Raw genomic sequence first — 16968 nt, forward strand, 5'->3', positions numbered from 1 at the left:
TGACAGTCTGACACCGAGTGCCAACCACCATCGGTCACCGGCGCGCCGCACCACCATGGCGACGCGCCGTATCGGATCACTGAAGGAGCCGTCTGATGTCCGATTTCGTACCCGGGCTCGAAGGGGTAGTCGCCTTCGAGAGCGAGATCGCCGAACCCGACCGTGAAGGCGGCGCCCTGCGCTACCGCGGTGTGGACATCGAGGACCTCGTGGGTCACGTCTCCTTCGGGCACGTGTGGGGTCTGCTGGTCGACGGGAAGTTCGCTCCCGGTCTGCCGGCCGCCGAGCCGTTCCCGATCCCGGTCCACTCCGGCGACATCCGGGTGGACGTGCAGTCCGCCCTCGCGATGCTCGCCCCGGTCTGGGGCCTCAAGCCGCTGCTCGACATCTCCGCCGAGCAGGCCCGCGACGACCTCGCCCGGGCCGCCGTGATGGCCCTGTCGTACGTGGCCCAGTCGGCCCGCGGCCAGGGCCGTCCGATGGTCCCGCAGAGCGAGATCGACAAGGCCGAGACCATCGTCGAGCGGTTCATGATCCGCTGGCGGGGCGAGCCCGACCCCAAGCACGTCAAGGCCGTCGACGCGTACTGGACCTCGGCCGCCGAGCACGGCATGAACGCCTCCACCTTCACCGCCCGCGTCATCGCCTCCACCGGCGCGGACGTCGCGGCCGCGCTCTCCGGCGCGGTCGGCGCGATGTCGGGCCCGCTGCACGGCGGCGCCCCGTCCCGGGTGCTCGGCATGATCGAGGAGATCGAGCGCACCGGCGACGCGGCCGGCTACGTGAAGAAGGCCCTCGACAAGGGCGAGCGCCTGATGGGCTTCGGCCACCGCGTCTACCGCGCCGAGGACCCGCGCGCCCGGGTGCTGCGCCGCACCGCCAAGGAGCTCGGCGCCCCGCGCTACGAGATCGCCGAGGCGCTGGAGAAGGCCGCGCTGGAGGAGCTGCACAACCGCCGCCCCGACCGCGTGCTCGCCACCAACGTGGAGTTCTGGGCCGCGATCATGCTGGACTTCGCCGAGGTCCCGGCGCACATGTTCACCTCGATGTTCACCTGCGCCCGGACGGCCGGCTGGTCCGCCCACATCCTGGAGCAGAAGCGCACCGGCCGCCTGGTGCGCCCGGCCGCCCGCTACATCGGCCCCGCCTCGCGCGGCCCGCAGGAGGTCGAGGGCTGGGACGCGCTGACGTCCTGAGTCCGCGGCCCACCCGGCCGTCAACGGACTGAGAACTCGTCACCCGCTCGAGCGGGCCCGGAATCACCCTCCGGGCCCGCTCGAACACGCAGGACGACATCTCAGCGTGCGGACGAAGGCCACACGGGCGTTGCGCGGAGCAGTAGGCTGCCGCTGTGGCTCAGATCCAGATCCCCGCTGACATCAAGCCCGCCGACGGCCGTTTCGGCTGTGGCCCCTCCAAGGTCCGCCCGGAGGCGCTGAGCGCCCTCGCGGCCACCGGTACCTCTCTGCTGGGCACCTCGCACCGGCAGGCCCCGGTCAAGAACGTGGTCAAGCGCGTCCGTGAGGGCGTCGCCGACCTGTTCTCACTGCCCGAGGGCTACCAGGTGGTACTGGGCAACGGCGGCTCCACCGCGTTCTGGGACATCGCGGCCTTCGGGCTCGTGCGCGAGAAGTCCCAGCACCTCAACTTCGGCGAGTTCTCCTCCAAGTTCGCCTCCTCGGTGAAGGCCGCCCCCTGGCTGGGCGACCCCTCGGTGATCAAGTCCGAGCCGGGCACCCACCCGCTCCCGGTCGCCGAGGCCGGGGTGGACGTCTACGCGCTCACCCACAACGAGACCTCCACCGGCGTGGCGATGCCGATCCGCCGCCCGGTCGGCGCCGACGAGGGCTCCCTCGTGCTGGTCGACGCCACCTCCGGCGCCGGCGGCCTCCCGGTCGACCTCACCGAGACCGACGTCTACTACTTCGCCCCGCAGAAGTCCTTCGCCTCCGAGGGCGGCCTGTGGCTGGCGACCTTCTCGCCGGCCGCCCTGGAGCGCGCCGCCGGGATCGCCGCCTCCGGCCGGTACATCCCGCCGTTCTTCGACCTGCCGACCGCGATCGACAACTCCTCGAAGGACCAGACGTACAACACCCCGTCGATCTCCACCCTGTTCCTGCTCGCCGAGCAGCTGGAGTGGCTGAACGGCAACGGCGGCCTGGACTGGGCGGTGGCCCGCACCGCGGAGTCCTCCTCGATCCTCTACACCTGGGCCGAGAAGTCCTCCTTCGCGCAGCCGTTCGTGGCCAAGGCCGAGGAGCGCTCGCAGGTGGTCGGCACCATCGACTTCGACGACTCCGTCGACGCGGCGGCGGTCGCCAAGGTGCTGCGCGCCAACGGCATCGTGGACACCGAGCCGTACCGCAAGCTCGGCCGCAACCAGCTGCGGATCGCGATGTTCCCGGCCGTCGACCCGGCGGACGTCCAGGCGCTCACCGCCTGCATCGACCACGTGGTCGGGCAGCTCTGACCCACCTCCGGCCCCGGCCGGAGAGCGCGAGGGCCGCCACCCGGAGCACGGGTGGCGGCCCTCGCCGCGTCGGGGGTGCGGTGGTCAGCGTCCGGCCAGCGAGCTGACCAGCACGACGGCCAGCAGCAGTACCAGGGCGCCGGTCACGATCCGCATACGAGTCTTGGGGTCCACGGTCATCGAGGTTACCCGGTGGCCCGCGCCGCCCGGGCCCGGCCCCGCCCCGGGCCGTCCGGCCCGGCCGGCCGGGCCTGCGGGACCGGCGCGGGCACCGGCCGCAGCTGCTCCTCGCCGCGGTACTGCTGGGCCCGGAAGACCGACGGCGCCACCCCCACCCGCCGGGTGAACAGCCGGGTGAAGTACGCCGGGTCCGCGTAGCCGACCCGGCGGGCCACCGCCGCCACCGGCAGCCCGCCGGCCGCCAGCAGCTCCTTCGCCCGGTTCAGCCGGACGGTCAGCAGGTACTCCTTCGGCCCGGCCGCGCCGACCGCCCGCACCGCCCGGCGCAGCTCCGGCACCGTCATCCGGGCCCGGCGGGCGTGGTCGGCCACCGACAGCGGCAGGCAGGCGTCGCGGCGCAGCGCCTCCAGCACCGGCGCGCCCTGCGGGTCCAGGCCGGCCCGGTGCCGGTGCAGCTCCACCAGCAGCTCGTGCACCCCGGCGGCGGCCTCCGCCCCGGCCGGCGGGCCGTCGCGGCGGCAGGCCGCGGCGATCTTGGCCAGCACCCGCTGGGCGGGCTCGGCGGCGTCCAGCGGCACCACCGCGGCCTCGGGCAGCAGCCCCAGCTCGGCGTAGGCCGCGGTGGCCGGCCCGGTGAAGTCCACGAACGACTCGGACCAGCCGCCCTCGTCCGGCGCGTAGTGGTGCGCGACGCCGGGGCGCAGCCACAGCACCGCGGGCCCGGTCACCGGCCGGCGGGTGCCGTCCGGCTCCTCGAACCAGCCGCGGCCGCGGGTCACCACCACCGCCACCCAGTGGTCCAGGGTGCGGGGCCCGACCGTGGGCAGCCGGCCGCGCTGCATGCCGACGCCCAGGCAGGCCAGGCCGGTGCGCAGCTGCGCCGGGCCCGGGGTGAGGTACTGCCACCAGCGTTCCACCCGTCGTCCCTCCCTCGCCGGTGTGCCCCGGGTGCGTCCGACAATCCAACACGCCGCCGGGCTTTGTCCATGGTCCCGGCCGGGTCGTTGCCGCAGGCTGGGGGCATGCTCACCTACGACTCCACCGGCTTCCTCCTCGACGGGCGCCCGCTGCGGATCCTCTCCGGGGCGGTGCACTACTTCCGCACCCGGCCCGAGCAGTGGCCCGCCCGGCTGGCCGCGCTGCGCGCGATGGGCCTGAACACCGTCGAGACCTACGTCCCGTGGAACCTGCACGAGCCGGCCGAGGGCCGCTTCGAGCGGCTGCCCGAGCTGGCCGCCTTCCTGGACGAGGCGGCCCGGCAGGGGCTGTGGGCGATCGTCCGGCCCGGTCCGTACATCTGCGCGGAGTGGGACAACGGCGGGCTGCCGGCCTGGCTGACGGCCCGGGTGGGCCGCCGGGTGCGGACCGCCGACCCGGGCTACCTGGCCGCCGTCGACGCCTTCTTCGACGTGCTGCTGCCGGCCGTGGTGGAGCGCCAGGTGGACCGGGGCGGCAACGTGCTGCTGGTCCAGGTGGAGAACGAGTACGGCTCCTTCGGCAGCGACCGCGACCACCTGCGGCACCTGGCGGACGGGCTGCTGCGCCGGGGCGTCACGGTGCCGCTGTTCACCTCGGACGGCCCGGAGGACCACATGCTGGCCGCCGGGACGCTCCCCGGGGTGCTGGCCACCGTCAACTTCGGCTCCGGGCCGGAGGACGGTTTCGCGGCGCTGCGCCGCCACCGGCCCGAGGACCCGCTGTTCTGCATGGAGTACTGGAACGGCTGGTTCGACCACTGGGACAAGCCGCACCACACCCGGGACGCCGCCGACGCGGCCGACACGCTGCGCCGGATCCTGGCGGCGGGCGGCTCGGTCAACCTCTACATGGCGCACGGCGGCACCAACTTCGGCACCACGGCCGGGGCCAACCACCAGGACGCGCCGTTCAACTCGACCTCCTGGGAACGCTCCCCGTTCCAGCCGGTGACCACCTCGTACGACTACGACGCACCGCTGGACGAGCGGGGTGCGCCGGCCGCCAAGTACGAGCTGTTCCGCGAGGTGCTGACCGAGTTCGCGGCCCGGCACCCGGAGCAGGCGCGCTTCCTGGACGACCGGGTGCCGGCCTTCCCCGCACTGCCGCCGGTGCTGGCACCGGACCGGGTGCCGCTGACCGGGTTCGCCGCGCTGCCGTTCGGGCCGGCCGTCCGCGGACCGGTGCCGCCGACCCTGGAGGAGCTGGGCCTGGAGCAGGGCCTGGTCCGCTACACCTTCCGGGTGCCGGACGCGGGGTCGGCCACCGGGCCGCACGCCGAGGGGCCGCACGTCGAGGGGCTGAGCGTCGAGGGGCTGCGGGACCGGGCGACGCTGCGGGTGGACGGCAAGCGGGTGGCGGAGCTGTACCGGGGCGTCGTGGCGGAGCCGGTGCAGGTGGCGGCCGGCAGCGAGGTGGAGCTGCTGGTGGAGTCGCTGGGCCGGGTCAACTACGGGCCGCAGCTGGGCGAGACCAAGGGCATCACGGGCGGGGTCCGCTTCGAGCGGCAGTACCTGCACGGCTGCCGGGCCGAGCCGCTGGCCCTGGAGCCGCTGCCGGCGGCGGAGTTCGGCCCCGGCGAGCCCGGCTCGGAGGTGCTCGCCCGGGGCACGCTGACCCTGGCGGCCACCGGGGACGCCTTCCTCGCCGTCCCCGGCGGTCTGCACGGGTACCTGTGGGTGAACGGCTTCCTGCTCGGCCGGTACGAGGCGGGCGGCCCGCAGGTGACGCTGTTCTGTCCGCAGCCGCTGCTGCGCGAGGGCGCCAACGAGCTGGTGGTACTGGAGCTCGGCGACGCCGCCCCGGCGGCGGTGGAGCTGCGCGCGGCGCCCGAGCTGGGGTGACGCGGGCCCGGGGGGCGGGCGTCGGCACCGCTCAGCCGGCCTCCCAGCGGGCCAGCGGCCAGCTGGACAGGCTCCGGTAGCGGGAGGGTCCGAAGCCGGTCTCGCTGAGCATCAGGTGCAGCTCGGCGGCCTCCCACTCGGCGCCCCGGAACTCCTCCAGCGCACCGGCCATCGCGTGCAGTTCGCCCACCGCCGAGCGCCGTTCGGCCCGCCGCTGCCCGTGCGAGGAGCCGGCCCGGGCCAGTGTGAGGTGCGGGTGGAAGCCGTGCTGGTCCGACTCGATCCCGAGCTCGGGCAGCACGGCGCGCACCCCCTCGGCCAGCCGCCGCAGCGCCCACACCTCGCCCGCCACCCCGGCCCACAGCACCCGGTCGCCGAAGGTGCCGCCGCCGGCCAGCCGGAGCCGGTGCGCGCCGTGCTCCCCGGCGACCCGGGCGAGCAGCGGCTCCAGCCGGGGCACCTCGGCGGCCGGCACCTCGCCCAGGAAGGCGAGCGTGAGGTGCCAGCCGGCCACCTCGCTCCAGCGCAGCCGGTCGGCGCCCGGCAGCTCGTGCAACGGTGCGGCCGCGTCGACCAGTTCCTGGAGTGCCGCCGCCGGCGGGTTGACCGCCACGAAGAGTCTCATGGCGCCATCCTGCCGTCCGGGTACCGCGGTCTCCCGCCCATTTCCCGGTGTGCGGCCCGCCGCGGCGGTTAGAACTGTCCTATGAACATCAGAACCGGAGGACCCGAGGACACCGCCGACACCCTCGCCCTGCTCGACTCCGCCGTCGCCTGGCTGGTCTCGCTCGGCCGCACCGGCCAGTGGGGCGAGCAGCCGTGGACCAGCCATCCGACCGCCGTCGAACGCACCGAGCGGTACGCCCGCGACTACCTGCTGCGGGTCGCCGAGGACGCCGACGGCCGGACGGTCGGGGTCTGCGTGCTGGCCGAGGAGATCCCCTCGTACGCCACCCCGGTGGACCGGCCCGAGCTGTACGTCCGGCTGCTGGTGACCGACCGGAGCCGCAAGGGCACGGGGGTCGGCGCCGCGCTGATCGCCGACGCGGTCGAGGAGACCCGGCGCCGCGGCCACGGCCTGCTGCGGGTGGACTGCTACGCCGGGGACGACCGCCGGCTGGTCGCCCAGTACGAGCGGCTCGGCTTCACCGCGACGGACGCCTTCGTGGTCGAGCAGGGCAGCGGGCCGTGGCCGGGGCAGATCCTGGAGATCAGGGTCTGACGGCCGGGACCCCGCCCGTCGGACGGGGCCCCGGCCGGAGCTCAACTCGCGGTGGCCAGCTGGTCCCTGGACACCGAGCGCGGCACGAAGGCCACCACCCGGCTGCCCCGGTGCAGGTCGACCCGCACCTTCAGGTCCGCGGCCCGGGCCAGCACCAGGCCGACCACGGCCGCCGCCAGCGCGGAGACCGCACCGCAGGCCAGCAGGCCGAGCCGCGGCCCGTACGCGGCGGTGACCCAGCCGACCAGCGGTGCGCCGATCGGGGTGCCGCCGGTGAAGACCAGCACCAGCAGGCCCATCACCCGGCCGCGCATCGCGGGGTCGGTGGCCAGCTGCAGGGCCGAGTTGACCGCGGTGTTGAAGGTCAGCCCGAACACGCCGATCAGGGTCAGCAGGGCGGCGAAGGTCCAGTACCCGGGCGCGAACGCGGCCGCCACCTCCAGCACCCCGAAGGCCAGCGCGGCCGCCACCAGCCGGCGCAGCCGCGGCGAGCCGCGGCGGGCCGCCAGCAGCGCGCCGACCAGCGAACCGACCGCCATCGCGGTGTTCAGCAGGCCGTACTCGCCGGGGCCGACCTTGAAGGTGTCGTAGGCGAAACCGGACAGCAGGGTCGGGAAGTTGAACCCGAAGGTCCCGATGAACCCGGCCAGCACCATCGGCCAGAGCAGCTCGGGCCGCTCGCGCACATAGCGCAGCCCCTCGCGCAGCTGGCCCTTCTCGCGGGCGATCGGCGCGGTGGGCCGCAGTTCGGCGGTGCGCATCGCGAGCAGTCCGCCGATCACGGCGGCGAAGGACAGCGCGTTGACGGCGAACGCCCAGCCGCTGCCCACGGCGGCGATCAGCAGACCGGCGACGGCCGGGCCGACCAGGCGGGCGCACTGGAAGTTGGCGGCGTTGAGGCTGACCGCGTTGGCCAGGTCCCGGGGGCCGACCATCTCGCTGACGAAGGCCTGCCGGGTCGGGTTGTCGACCACGGTGACCAGGCCGAGCAGCAGCGCGAACAGGTAGACCCAGTACTCGGTCACGGCGCCGGTGACGGTCATCACCGCGAGGCCGGCGGCCAGCAGGCCCATCACGCCCTGGGTGAGGATCAGCAGCCGCCGCTTGGGCAGCCGGTCGGCGAGCACGCCGCCCCACAGGCCCAGCAGCAGCATCGGGAGGAACTGCATCGCGGTGGTCACGCCGACCGCGAACGGGCTGCCGGTGAGGCTCAGCACCAGCCAGTCCTGGGCGATCCGCTGCATCCAGGTCCCCGAGTTGGAGACGATCTGGCCGGCGAAGAAGTAGCGGTAGTTACGGACCCGCAGCGAGGAGAACATCCCGCCGGGCCGGGTGAAGCGGGCCCCCGTGGGGCCGTCGGTGGTACGGGTGGTGCTGTCCCCCGCGGGGGCGGACGCGGCGGTGGAGGCCGCCGCGGTGCGTTCGCAGGGGTCGTCGTCGCCGGTGCCCGGCAGGCCCACGGGGGCGGGCGCCTGGCTCTCGGCGGTGGCGGTGGTGGCCGTCACGGGGTCGGTGGCTCGGTGGTGGGTACGACTGGCGGCGCTGGCTGCGGCCGGCGGTGTCACGTGGTGCTCCCCTCGGTGCGCGGCGGCGGGCAGGTGCGCCGCCGCGCTACTGGTCTTCCTGATCGGTCCTGCGGTGATGCGGTACTCCTTCGTGTTGCCGTGCCTGATGTCGTCCGGTGCCGTCCCGGGCCCGCGGGCCCGGGACGGGCAGCTCAGAGGTGGGCGAGCTTGTAGAGCACGGGCGCCGCCGCACGCAGCTGCGCCCACTCCTCCTCGGTCAGCCCGCGGGCCAGTTCGGCCAGCCAGGCGTTGCGCCGCCGACGGCTCTCGGCGAGCATCGCCTCGGCCTCCTCGGTACTGCTGACGACCACCTGGCGGCGGTCGTCCGGGTGCGGTTCGCGCCGCACCAGTCCCTTCTCCTCCAGCATCGCGATGATCCTGGTCATGGACGGCGGCTGGACGTGCTCCTTCCTGGCGAGCTCGCCAGGGGTGGCGCTGCCGCACCGGCCGAGGGTGCCGAGCACCCCGATCTCGGTGGGACTCAACGACTCCTCGACCCGCTGGTTTCTCAGCCGGCGGGCAAGGCGCATCGCGGACGAACGCAGCTGGCTGATCGCCGCCAGGTCGTCCTCGGACATCTCGGGCATGTCCTTAGACTATGTCATTACCCTCGCTAAGGAAAATCCGTTTCCCACCCGCCCCGCCGGACACACCGCCGCCTGTGATGCCCGGCGCGACGCCCGGCCGACACGGCCGCACCCGGCCTCGCACATCCCACCCCGGAACCGCCCGGATGCGGCATGATTATCGAACACCTGATCGATCAGCTAGGGAGAACGCGCCATGCCCGGATTCGCCGACCTCGCCATGGTCAACATCGACTGCGCCGACCCGGTCGAACTCGCCGAGTTCTACGGCGCCCTGCTCGGCTGGGAGCTCACCCACAGCCAGCCCGAGTACGCGATGCTCGCCGACCCGGCCCGGGGCGGCGCCCCGATCGGCTTCGGCCGGGTCGACGGCCACCGCCCGGCCGCCTGGCCGGACCCGGACGGCAGCAAGCGGTTCCACCTGGACTTCTACGTCGACGACGTGGAGCAGGCCGTCGCCCGCGCCCAGGAACTCGGCGCCGTCCGGCCGGACCACCAGCCGGGCGAGAGCTGGACGGTCATGCTGGACCCGGCCGGCCATCCGTTCTGCCTCTGCCGCCGCTGAGCCCCGCCGCGCCGGCCCCCGGTGCCCCGGCCGCCCGGGGCGCCGGTCCACGCAGGTGCCCGGGCGTCCCGGCCCCGCGGGTGCGGTGCACGAACGCCCGCCGCAGCGCGTGGTACGGCTCGCCCGGCTCGAAGAAGGCCCGCCGCATCTGCTCCAGCTCGTGCGCCCGGTACGCCGCCAGCGGGCGGTCCCGCTCCTGCGCCGCCCGCCGCTGCTTCTTGGCGAGCAGCCGCTCGGTCAGCTCCGGCGAGGCGGCGAGGGCCGCCGCCTCGCGTTCGACCCAGGCCCGGAACCCCGCGGTGGTGTCCTCCCGCACCCGGTCGACCAGCCCCAGCCGGGCCGCCTCGGGTGCCCCCACCGGCAGCGCGTCCCCGGTCAGCCGGCGGGCCTGCTCCTCGCCGACCCGGCGGGGCAGCGTGCAGGTCCAGTACTCGGAGCCGTACAGGCCCATCAGCCGGTAGTGCGGATTGAGCACCGCCGAGGCCCGGCACCACACCTCGTCGGCGGCGATGGCGAGCATCAGGCCGCCGGCCGCCGCGTTGCCGGCCAGCACCGAGACGGTCGGCTTCTCGGTGGTCAGGACCGCCTCCACCAAGTCGTCCATCGCGTTGATGTTCCGCCAGGACTCCTCACCGGGGTCCGCGGCGGCCTCGATCACGTTCAGGTGGATGCCGTTGGAGAAGAAGTCCCGGGCCGGTCCGAGCACCAGGACCGCGGTCGGCCGCTCGCAGGCCGCCCGGTGGGCCGCCAGCAGCCGCTCGCACTGCCCGGTGCTCATCGCGCCGCCGGGGAAGGCGAATTCGAGGTACCCGACGTCGTCCTTCTCCCGGTAGCGCAGCTCGGACCAGGTGTCCCGGCAGGCCGCCGCGGCCGGGGTCACCGGCACCTCGGGCACCCCCGCCAGCGCTTCGCCCAGCACCTGGGCCGCGGGCAGCTTGTACGTCGCCGGGCCGCCCGGTGCCCGCCGCGGGCGCAGCTGCGGGATCCACACCGCACCGTCCGCGGTGGCCCGGCACACCGCGCCGTCCCTGGTCGCCAGGACGGTGCCGGGCTCGCCGCGCAGCCGGTCCTCCCGGTGGCCGCCGTGCAGGTAGTACTCGCGGCCGAACAGGGCGTCCAGCACGCCGGGTTGCGAGTCCGCGGCGCGGAGCCTGCGCAGCACCGCGTCGGTACCGTCCGCCGCCCAGTCGATCCGCCGGAACCCCTGCGCGTGGTACGGCCGCATCGGCCCCCGCGCGCCCGGAGCGGGGACGAAGGTGCCGCCGGCCCAGCGCTCGACCGCCAGCGAGACGGCCCGGGCCGCCGCGTCGGCGACCTCGGTACGGTACAACTCGCTCTTGCCGCACGGCCGTACGGCGAACGGGACGGCGGCCCAGACCGGTCCGCCGTCCAGCTCGGCGGTGGCCTGGAGCACGGTGACGCCCCACTCGGCGGCGCCGTCGGCGATCGCCCAGTCCAGCGAGGAGGGCCCGCGGTCACCGGGCGGCCCGGGGTGGACGATCAACACCGGGTGGCGGCGCCAGACGTCCTCGGGCACCGGGCAGGTCAGCATCGGCGCCACCAGCAGGTCCGGGGCGAACCGCTCGACCGCCGCCGACGGCGGCTCCCCGCCGGGCATCAGCTCCACGGCGACGGTGTGGCCCCGCTCTCGCAGGTCGCAGTGGATGCGCTGGGTCAGGCTGTTGAAACCACTGGCGAGGAGCAGGATGCGCACGGCGCCCTCCGGCGGCACGGCGGCCGGACCGGGCGCGCCCGGCGCCGGAGCGGACCGGACCCCGCCGGAGGTACCCGGCCGTGACGGATCGTCACGATCTCCGGCCCGGGGTGGCCGGAACAGGACCGTAGCGCGTCACTGGCCGATCAACTGGAAGGCGAGCCGCCCGAACCTCACCTGGTCGCCCGCCCGGACGAGCACCGCGCCCGCCACCCGCAGGCCGTTGACGTAGGTGCCGTTGCTGGACCCCAGGTCCTGCAGCACCCAGCCCTGCGGTTCCAGCCGCAGCTCGGCGTGGACCCGGGACACCGAGGCGTCCCCGAGCCGCAGGTCGGAGCCGGTCTGCCGGCCGATCCGCAGCACACCGGCGCCCGGTCCCGGCAGGCACAGCCCCGGCAGCTGCTCGGTCTCCCAGCTGCGCCGCAGCCGGACCTTGAACGCCGACACCCCGGCGACCGCGCGCAGCAGCGCCCTGGACACCCGGCCGTACGTCCGCAGATCGGCCACCACGGTGGCCAGTTCGGCCCGGCTCTTGGCGGTGAGCACCAGCTCCATCCGGCGGATGAAGGTGTCGTGGGAGAGCTGCCCGCTGCCGACCCCCTCCCGCAGCACGTCCAGCGCCCGGTCGCGGTCGGCCTGCGACGGCCGGGCCACCTGGGTGCGGAACTCGAGAGAGGTCATGGACAGATTGTCGGCGCGCCGACCTGGCCCTGTCCAGATTCCGTCCGGGCAACCGGCCCGCCGGGCCCGGCGGGGACGACCCGCCGGGCGGGCTGCCCGGTGATGCCCGCGATCAGGTCGTGGTCGCCGTCGTGGCGGAGGACCGTGACGCTCGGCAGTCGCCGCAATGAGGATGTCCCCTATCGACTGCACTCGGTGGTAGCCCCGAAAGGGAGCCGTGCCGGATCTCCTTCGCTCGGTCCCAGACCTCGTCGGTGCCCGACAGGTGGTCGAAACCGGTACGCGGGTGACGCAGGCGGTCCGCCTCGGCGACCGAGCGCGCACTGGACAGAACCTCCGTCTCGACCGTGGCGCTCACGACGAGCAGCGCCCATTGCGAGAGGTAGTCGAGCACCGGCGGTACCGCCGGTCTGTCCCACCGGGCCAACGCCGACCTGTCGATCAGGCCGTGCTCCCGGCTCACCCCACCGCCCGGCCGCTACGGGCAGCAGGCGACTCCGGGACCGGTGGGAGGCTCGCCGGCGGGCGCCGGTCCCGGCCGCTCGCGTGGAAGCCGAAGCTCACGAGGATGATCCGCTCCCCGGCACCGAGGGGGGTCCGGCCGTGCGGCGTGAGGGCACCGTCGAAGACGACGCAATCGCCCACCGCGAGATCGCACTCGAGGTAGCCGCCGGCGCCGATGAACACGCTCGTGCTGACCCTCGGCGTCGCACTCGGACGCTCATGGGCGAGGCACAGGATCAGGTTCGCTTCACCGAAACCGAACTCGTCCACATGGACGTCAAGGAATTGCCCTTCGTCGTAACCGATGTAGACACCCGCGTGAGGCTGCTCGGTGTCCAGGCCGGTGGACCGAGCCACGACGGCGGCGAGGTCCACGTGTTCGACGAAGAGCTTCGCGGCGTCACCGACGGGAGCGTTCGTCTTGCCGTTGTGCAGGTACCCGTCGGCGGACAGCGCCTTCCTTGCCTCGGCTGCCATGGCGGCGATCCGCTCGGCGGGGAACGGGCGTCCCCCTACGCGGCGGGGCTGGACGCGCTGCTGGCCGACGAGTGCCTGCACAGCGTCCCGAATGGCGGGGAAGTCGTCGCTCCACCTGCTCCGGTCGCGCACGGAGGTGCGGCCCTGAAGCCATGACGTCCATCCCCGGCTCCACTCGCTCAGGGCCGCGGCGCCCGTCCCTGCCTCGGTGGCGGCGATCAGCGACTCGACCCGGTCGAGTGCGGCTTGAGTCGATGCAAGCAACTCGATGTCACCCTTGGCGATCCGCAGCCGCAGCACCTCACGCAGGTGGGTTCGGGCATCCCGGAGGGCGCCTGATTCCATGAGGTGCTTGCCGAAGTGCTGGAGTGCGTAGTCCAGAATCTCCGGGCACTCGCTCCGCGCGGTTGCCAGTGCCCCGCGGTAGAGCGAGTCCGCAGCCTGAAGGTCACCGGCGTACCGGTGGGCGTCGCCGAGGTTGAGTCCGGTGGCGACGACGGCCCTGATGTTGTGGGCGGACCTGGCCAGGGTGAGCGACCGCCGAAGGAACGCCTGGGCCTCACCGGGGTCGCCCAGGCTCAGCAGGCCGATGCCGATCCACCGGGTGAGCACCCGGGTGCGGGCCGGGTCGGCCTGCTCGGCTTCGCCCGTCAGTTCCTCGCGGAGCCGGGCGACTTCGGCGAGCAGGGCGTTCCGGTCGGTGGGAACCATCCGCAGGTCTTCGTCCTGCGTGATGAGGTGCTGTAGCACTGGGCCTTCCCTCGGTCGGTTGCGGTCAGCCTGGCACTACAGCTGGTCGATCTGCTGGCGCAGGCCGGCCAGCAGGGCCACGCCGTGCGGGGTGAAGTGCTGTTCCAGGAGTTCGAGTTCGCGCATGAGGTACCGGGCGGCCGGCAGACCCTCGTCGTAGGCGCTGCGGAAGCTCGCGCGCTCGGTCTCGGTCAGGTCGTCGCGTTCCAGCTCGGTGCGGCGGAAGCGCAACAGCTGGCCGTAGACGCAGGTCGCGTGGAACGCGCGGTCGACCTCCCACGCCTGGTTGCGGGCAACGCCCTGGCCTGCACGCCACGCGATTTCGACCTTCGGGGAGGTCTCGGACGAGTATCCGTCGGCGAAGACCTGGTGCTGGTGGATGTGGAGGGCCACCGACTGGTGCGTTCCCTCGTGCAGCAGGTTCTCCGCCAGGAAGAGAGGGGATGGTTCCGGGCTGACGGTGTTCGGCGGGATGTGGTGCCGGGCCTTGTCGGAGAACACGATGACGTACGGGAGCGCCGGGTCGCTGGAACTGGTCAGGGAGGAGGCACGAACACCGTGCTGGAGGCCCACCCACAGCAGCCCTCGAACGAACTCACGCATGCGGTCGAAGCCCTCGGGGTGGACCAGCGACAGACGCTCCAGCGCCGCGATCAGTGCCGCACGCCGTTCGTCGGTGTGCTCCGAGATCCGGTAGTTCGTCAGGTTGATGTCGTCGGCGATCTCGCGGGGCAGCTCGGCGTCGAACCAGTCGAAGGTCACGCCGGCCACCGTCAAGGACTCGCTGCGCAGGGTGCGGGCGTGCTCCGCGTGGGAGGTACCCGACCTCAGGATGCGTCCCATCAGAGCGAAGGGGAGGGCCGGCTCTGCCCCCTCTTCCCGGAGCCGGGTCAGCTCCGGGTCGCTGCGGCTGAGGTCGAAGAAGGAGCCGGACGGAACGCGGGCGGCGATCGTGGTCGGCACGGTGGGCTCTCCTTGGGCAGAAGGTCGGAAGGCTGAGCGGGAGGGGTGCGGGTCGGCTCGGCTGTTCACACCGAGCCGACCCGCAGTGCCGTCGACCGGACGGCGTCACTTCGGGTCCGGGATCAGCTCTCGGTCACAGACGCGAAGCCGCCGTCCGGGACCACCTGGTCCGGGGACCGGGTCAGGTCGGTGACCGTCGGCGCGAAGTCCCCGTCCGGGACGGAGTGGTCCAGCCGCCGCGTCAGGGCGGTGATCTCCGGGGCCTGCTCGGTGTCGGTGCTCATCTGCTCCTCCATTCATTTGCTCTGCCCGTCCGGCAGCGGGCGGGCGTTCGCACAGGTGTTGGGGCCCGTTCCGGCGGAAGCGTCCTTCCGGTGGTCCGGGAGTTCATGTGCACCCGAGGGCGCCGTGCGGTCGGGCGCGGCACCCGTCGGAAGCGGTCCGGGCGGCACTTCGGAGAGAGCCCGGCCGCGTTGAGCGCTCTGACAGTTAGTGAACCGGACGACCGGCACACTCGGTACGCTTGTCGGCACGTAGAGTGGTTTAAGCGGTTTACAGCGCCACCTGGGGGCCGGTCGTGGACCCGAGCAACGAACCCAACCAGCTTCTGAAAGAAGCAATTTCGAGCACACGCTGGACCTACGAGGCGCTTGCCGCTGCCGTTCGACGGATCGGTGCCGAGAACGGCGAGACCCTGCGCACCAACAAGTCGGCCGTGGCCCACTGGGTCAAGGGGCGGCAGCCGACCGGTCAGGTCGGCCAGTACGTCGCCGAAGCACTCTCCCGACGCGCCGGACGACCGGTCACGACGACGGAAATCGGGCTCGCCGAGCCCACGGATTCCCTCGCCAGCAGCCAGAACCCCATCGAAACGGCGGCCATCCTGGGCCGCGCCGATGTCGGACGTCACAACTTCCTCGCTGTGGCCGCATTTTCGACCGCAGGCGTCGCCATGCCCCTGGGCTACGACCCCGAACCGATCTCACGCCTGATGCGGACCCGCACCTCCGGCGCACGTGTCGGCCTTGAAGAGATCGAGATTGTCCGCCAGATCACGGCGGTATTCAGCACGGCAGACGAACGGCTCGGCGGAGGACACGGGTTGACCACCGTGACCGCGTACCTCGCCGACACGGCCGCCCCTATGCTCAGTGCCCGGTATCCCGGCGAGGGCATCCGACAGCAAGCGTTCGGAGCTGTGGCAGAACTCGCCTACCTTGCAGGCTGGAAACACCACGACCTCGGGCAGGAGGGCGCTGCCCAGCGCTACTACCAACTCGGCTACCAGCTCGCCGTCGAAGCCGACCCGCACGGCCATGCAGGCTGGATGATGCGCGCACTCGCGCACCAAGCACTCAGTCTCAAGCAACCGCACAACTGCCTCGCGCTGATCGAGAACGCGCTCGGCCGAAGCGTCGGACGCGTGGACGGGCAGACCGAGGCACTGCTCCACATCACTCACGCGAGGGCGTTCGCGGCCACCCGCGACAAGCCTGCCGCAGCCCGCGCGCTGTTGGCCGCAGAGGACGCGCTCGCCCGGCACGACGCCCCGCAGCCGAGCTTCTCACTCGTCAGCGGCCCCGCCGCCGGCACCGTCGCCAGCCACACCGCCCGGACTCTCACCGACCTCGACGACCACGCGGGCACCGAGCACCAGCACCGGACGGCACTGATCCGTTGGGACTCCGAGAAGTACAAGCGGGTCCATGCCCTCACCTACGCCGACCTCGGAGACAGCCTGGCCGCCCAGGCCCGAGCGGACGAGGCCGTGGCAACGTGGGGCCGAGCACTCGACCTCATCGAGGGGATGACCTCCGACCGGACGAGAAAAGCGATCAGCTCGATCCGGCCGCAGCTGGCGATCTACCGTAGTCGAGGAGTCCCAGGAGCCAGCGACCTGGAACGCCGAGCACGCGAGGCACTGACCTGACCGCCCCATCGCCGGAAGGAACCGAACCCGTGGCCCAGACAAGCACCGATCGGCCCGTCGCGCTCGAGCCCGCCACGGAGTCGATGACACTGCTGGTCGCCGCTGTGATCGTCCACGACCGCGAGGCCCGGCAAGTGGCCCTCCTCCGACGCGGCCCCAGGGCCAAGTTCGCACCGGGCATGTGGGATCTCCCGGTCGGCAAGAACGAGCCGGGCGAGCCGATCACCCGGACCGCCGTGCGCGAACTCGCCGAGGAGACCGGACTCGTTGTATCGCCCGACGCGCTGAACCTGGTGCACGTCATCCACGGAGCACGTGGCGTCGAGGCTCCCAACGGCTTCCTGACCGTGGTGTTCGCCGCACACGAGTGGTCGGGCGAGCTTCGCAACGGAGAGCCCGAGAAGCACGCAGAGGTCGCATGGGTGGGCACCGAAGCACTCCCGGAGGAGTTCGTCTCCACCACCGGCGCGGCCCTGAGCCGCTACCTCCGGAACGGCCCCAGCGTCTCGCTCGACTCGTGGCAGGCCGAATCCTGACTTCT

16 protein-coding genes are annotated in these 16968 nt (G+C 73.2%); 7 read left to right on the top strand and 9 right to left on the bottom strand.

Translation table 11 applies throughout. The features are described from left to right. Positions 1 to 95 precede the first annotated feature (95 nt). A complete protein-coding gene (locus AC2TEW_RS11050; RefSeq protein WP_033817859.1) occupies positions 96 to 1196 on the top strand; it encodes a citrate synthase 2 in 1101 nt (366 codons plus the stop codon). Positions 1197 to 1351: 155 nt separating this feature from the next. Then, positions 1352 to 2470 carry a phosphoserine transaminase gene (gene serC / locus AC2TEW_RS11055; RefSeq protein ID WP_484623200.1) on the top strand — a complete coding sequence of 373 codons (1119 nt, stop codon included), beginning with the start codon at positions 1352 to 1354 and terminating at the stop codon, positions 2468 to 2470. Positions 2471 to 2655: 185 nt separating this feature from the next. On the opposite strand, the gene AC2TEW_RS11060 is transcribed toward serC, so the two are convergent. Continuing rightward, positions 2656 to 3567, bottom strand: a complete 912-nt coding sequence (locus AC2TEW_RS11060) for a helix-turn-helix transcriptional regulator (RefSeq protein WP_484623201.1) — start codon at positions 3565 to 3567, stop codon at positions 2656 to 2658. 105 nt (positions 3568 to 3672) lie between these two features. Between AC2TEW_RS11060 and AC2TEW_RS11065 the strand changes: the two genes are divergently transcribed. Then, the gene (locus AC2TEW_RS11065) at positions 3673 to 5469 is read left to right on the top strand and encodes a glycoside hydrolase family 35 protein (protein WP_484623202.1); all 1797 of its coding nucleotides are present in this window, start codon (positions 3673 to 3675) and stop codon (positions 5467 to 5469) included. Positions 5470 to 5500: 31 nt separating this feature from the next. Here AC2TEW_RS11065 and thpR read toward each other — a convergent pair whose 3' ends face one another. Then, the gene (gene thpR / locus AC2TEW_RS11070; protein WP_484623203.1) at positions 5501 to 6094 is read right to left on the bottom strand and encodes an RNA 2',3'-cyclic phosphodiesterase; all 594 of its coding nucleotides are present in this window, start codon (positions 6092 to 6094) and stop codon (positions 5501 to 5503) included. An 81-nt stretch (positions 6095 to 6175) separates the two neighbouring features. Here thpR and AC2TEW_RS11075 point away from each other — a divergent pair, with 81 nt between their 5' ends. Continuing rightward, the gene (locus tag AC2TEW_RS11075) at positions 6176 to 6691 is read left to right on the top strand and encodes a GNAT family N-acetyltransferase (protein ID WP_484623204.1); all 516 of its coding nucleotides are present in this window, start codon (positions 6176 to 6178) and stop codon (positions 6689 to 6691) included. A gap of 41 nt (positions 6692 to 6732) precedes the next feature. Here AC2TEW_RS11075 and AC2TEW_RS11080 read toward each other — a convergent pair whose 3' ends face one another. Continuing rightward, the gene (locus AC2TEW_RS11080) at positions 6733 to 8010 is read right to left on the bottom strand and encodes an MFS transporter (RefSeq protein WP_484623304.1); all 1278 of its coding nucleotides are present in this window, start codon (positions 8008 to 8010) and stop codon (positions 6733 to 6735) included. 398 nt (positions 8011 to 8408) lie between these two features. Continuing rightward, a complete protein-coding gene (locus tag AC2TEW_RS11085) occupies positions 8409 to 8843 on the bottom strand; it encodes a MarR family winged helix-turn-helix transcriptional regulator (RefSeq protein ID WP_484623205.1) in 435 nt (144 codons plus the stop codon). A 196-nt stretch (positions 8844 to 9039) separates the two neighbouring features. On the opposite strand from AC2TEW_RS11085, the gene AC2TEW_RS11090 reads away from it, so the two are divergent. Continuing rightward, on the top strand, positions 9040 to 9408 hold the full coding sequence (locus tag AC2TEW_RS11090; protein ID WP_484623206.1) for a VOC family protein: 369 nt from the start codon (positions 9040 to 9042) through the stop codon (positions 9406 to 9408). Here the strand turns inward: AC2TEW_RS11090 and AC2TEW_RS11095 are convergent. The 5 genes from AC2TEW_RS11095 to AC2TEW_RS11115 all read right to left on the bottom strand — a co-directional run bounded on the left by AC2TEW_RS11095 (position 9362) and on the right by AC2TEW_RS11115 (position 14781). Continuing rightward, positions 9362 to 11122 carry a hydrogenase maturation protein gene (locus AC2TEW_RS11095; protein WP_484623207.1) on the bottom strand — a complete coding sequence of 587 codons (1761 nt, stop codon included), beginning with the start codon at positions 11120 to 11122 and terminating at the stop codon, positions 9362 to 9364. The two genes, AC2TEW_RS11090 and AC2TEW_RS11095, sit on opposite strands and share 47 nt — an antisense overlap. A gap of 135 nt (positions 11123 to 11257) precedes the next feature. Beyond that, on the bottom strand, positions 11258 to 11803 hold the full coding sequence (locus AC2TEW_RS11100; protein ID WP_033817865.1) for an FHA domain-containing protein: 546 nt from the start codon (positions 11801 to 11803) through the stop codon (positions 11258 to 11260). Between the two features lie 459 nt (positions 11804 to 12262). After that, positions 12263 to 13534, bottom strand: coding sequence for a tetratricopeptide repeat protein (locus tag AC2TEW_RS11105; protein ID WP_484623208.1), 1272 nt, complete (start codon positions 13532 to 13534; stop codon positions 12263 to 12265). 36 nt (positions 13535 to 13570) lie between these two features. After that, positions 13571 to 14497, bottom strand: a complete 927-nt coding sequence (locus tag AC2TEW_RS11110; protein ID WP_484623209.1) for a hypothetical protein — start codon at positions 14495 to 14497, stop codon at positions 13571 to 13573. Positions 14498 to 14619: 122 nt separating this feature from the next. Next, positions 14620 to 14781, bottom strand: a complete 162-nt coding sequence (locus tag AC2TEW_RS11115; RefSeq protein ID WP_484623210.1) for a hypothetical protein — start codon at positions 14779 to 14781, stop codon at positions 14620 to 14622. A gap of 293 nt (positions 14782 to 15074) precedes the next feature. Between AC2TEW_RS11115 and AC2TEW_RS11120 the strand changes: the two genes are divergently transcribed. Together AC2TEW_RS11120 and AC2TEW_RS11125 are read left to right on the top strand one after the other, a co-directional pair. Beyond that, on the top strand, positions 15075 to 16427 hold the full coding sequence (locus AC2TEW_RS11120) for an NsdA family TPR-like regulatory protein (protein WP_484623211.1): 1353 nt from the start codon (positions 15075 to 15077) through the stop codon (positions 16425 to 16427). A gap of 29 nt (positions 16428 to 16456) precedes the next feature. Continuing rightward, on the top strand, positions 16457 to 16963 hold the full coding sequence (locus tag AC2TEW_RS11125; protein ID WP_484623212.1) for an NUDIX domain-containing protein: 507 nt from the start codon (positions 16457 to 16459) through the stop codon (positions 16961 to 16963). Positions 16964 to 16968: the final 5 nt, after the last annotated feature.

It is taken from the genome of Kitasatospora sp. NEAU-CNBT7 (assembly GCF_057220535.1).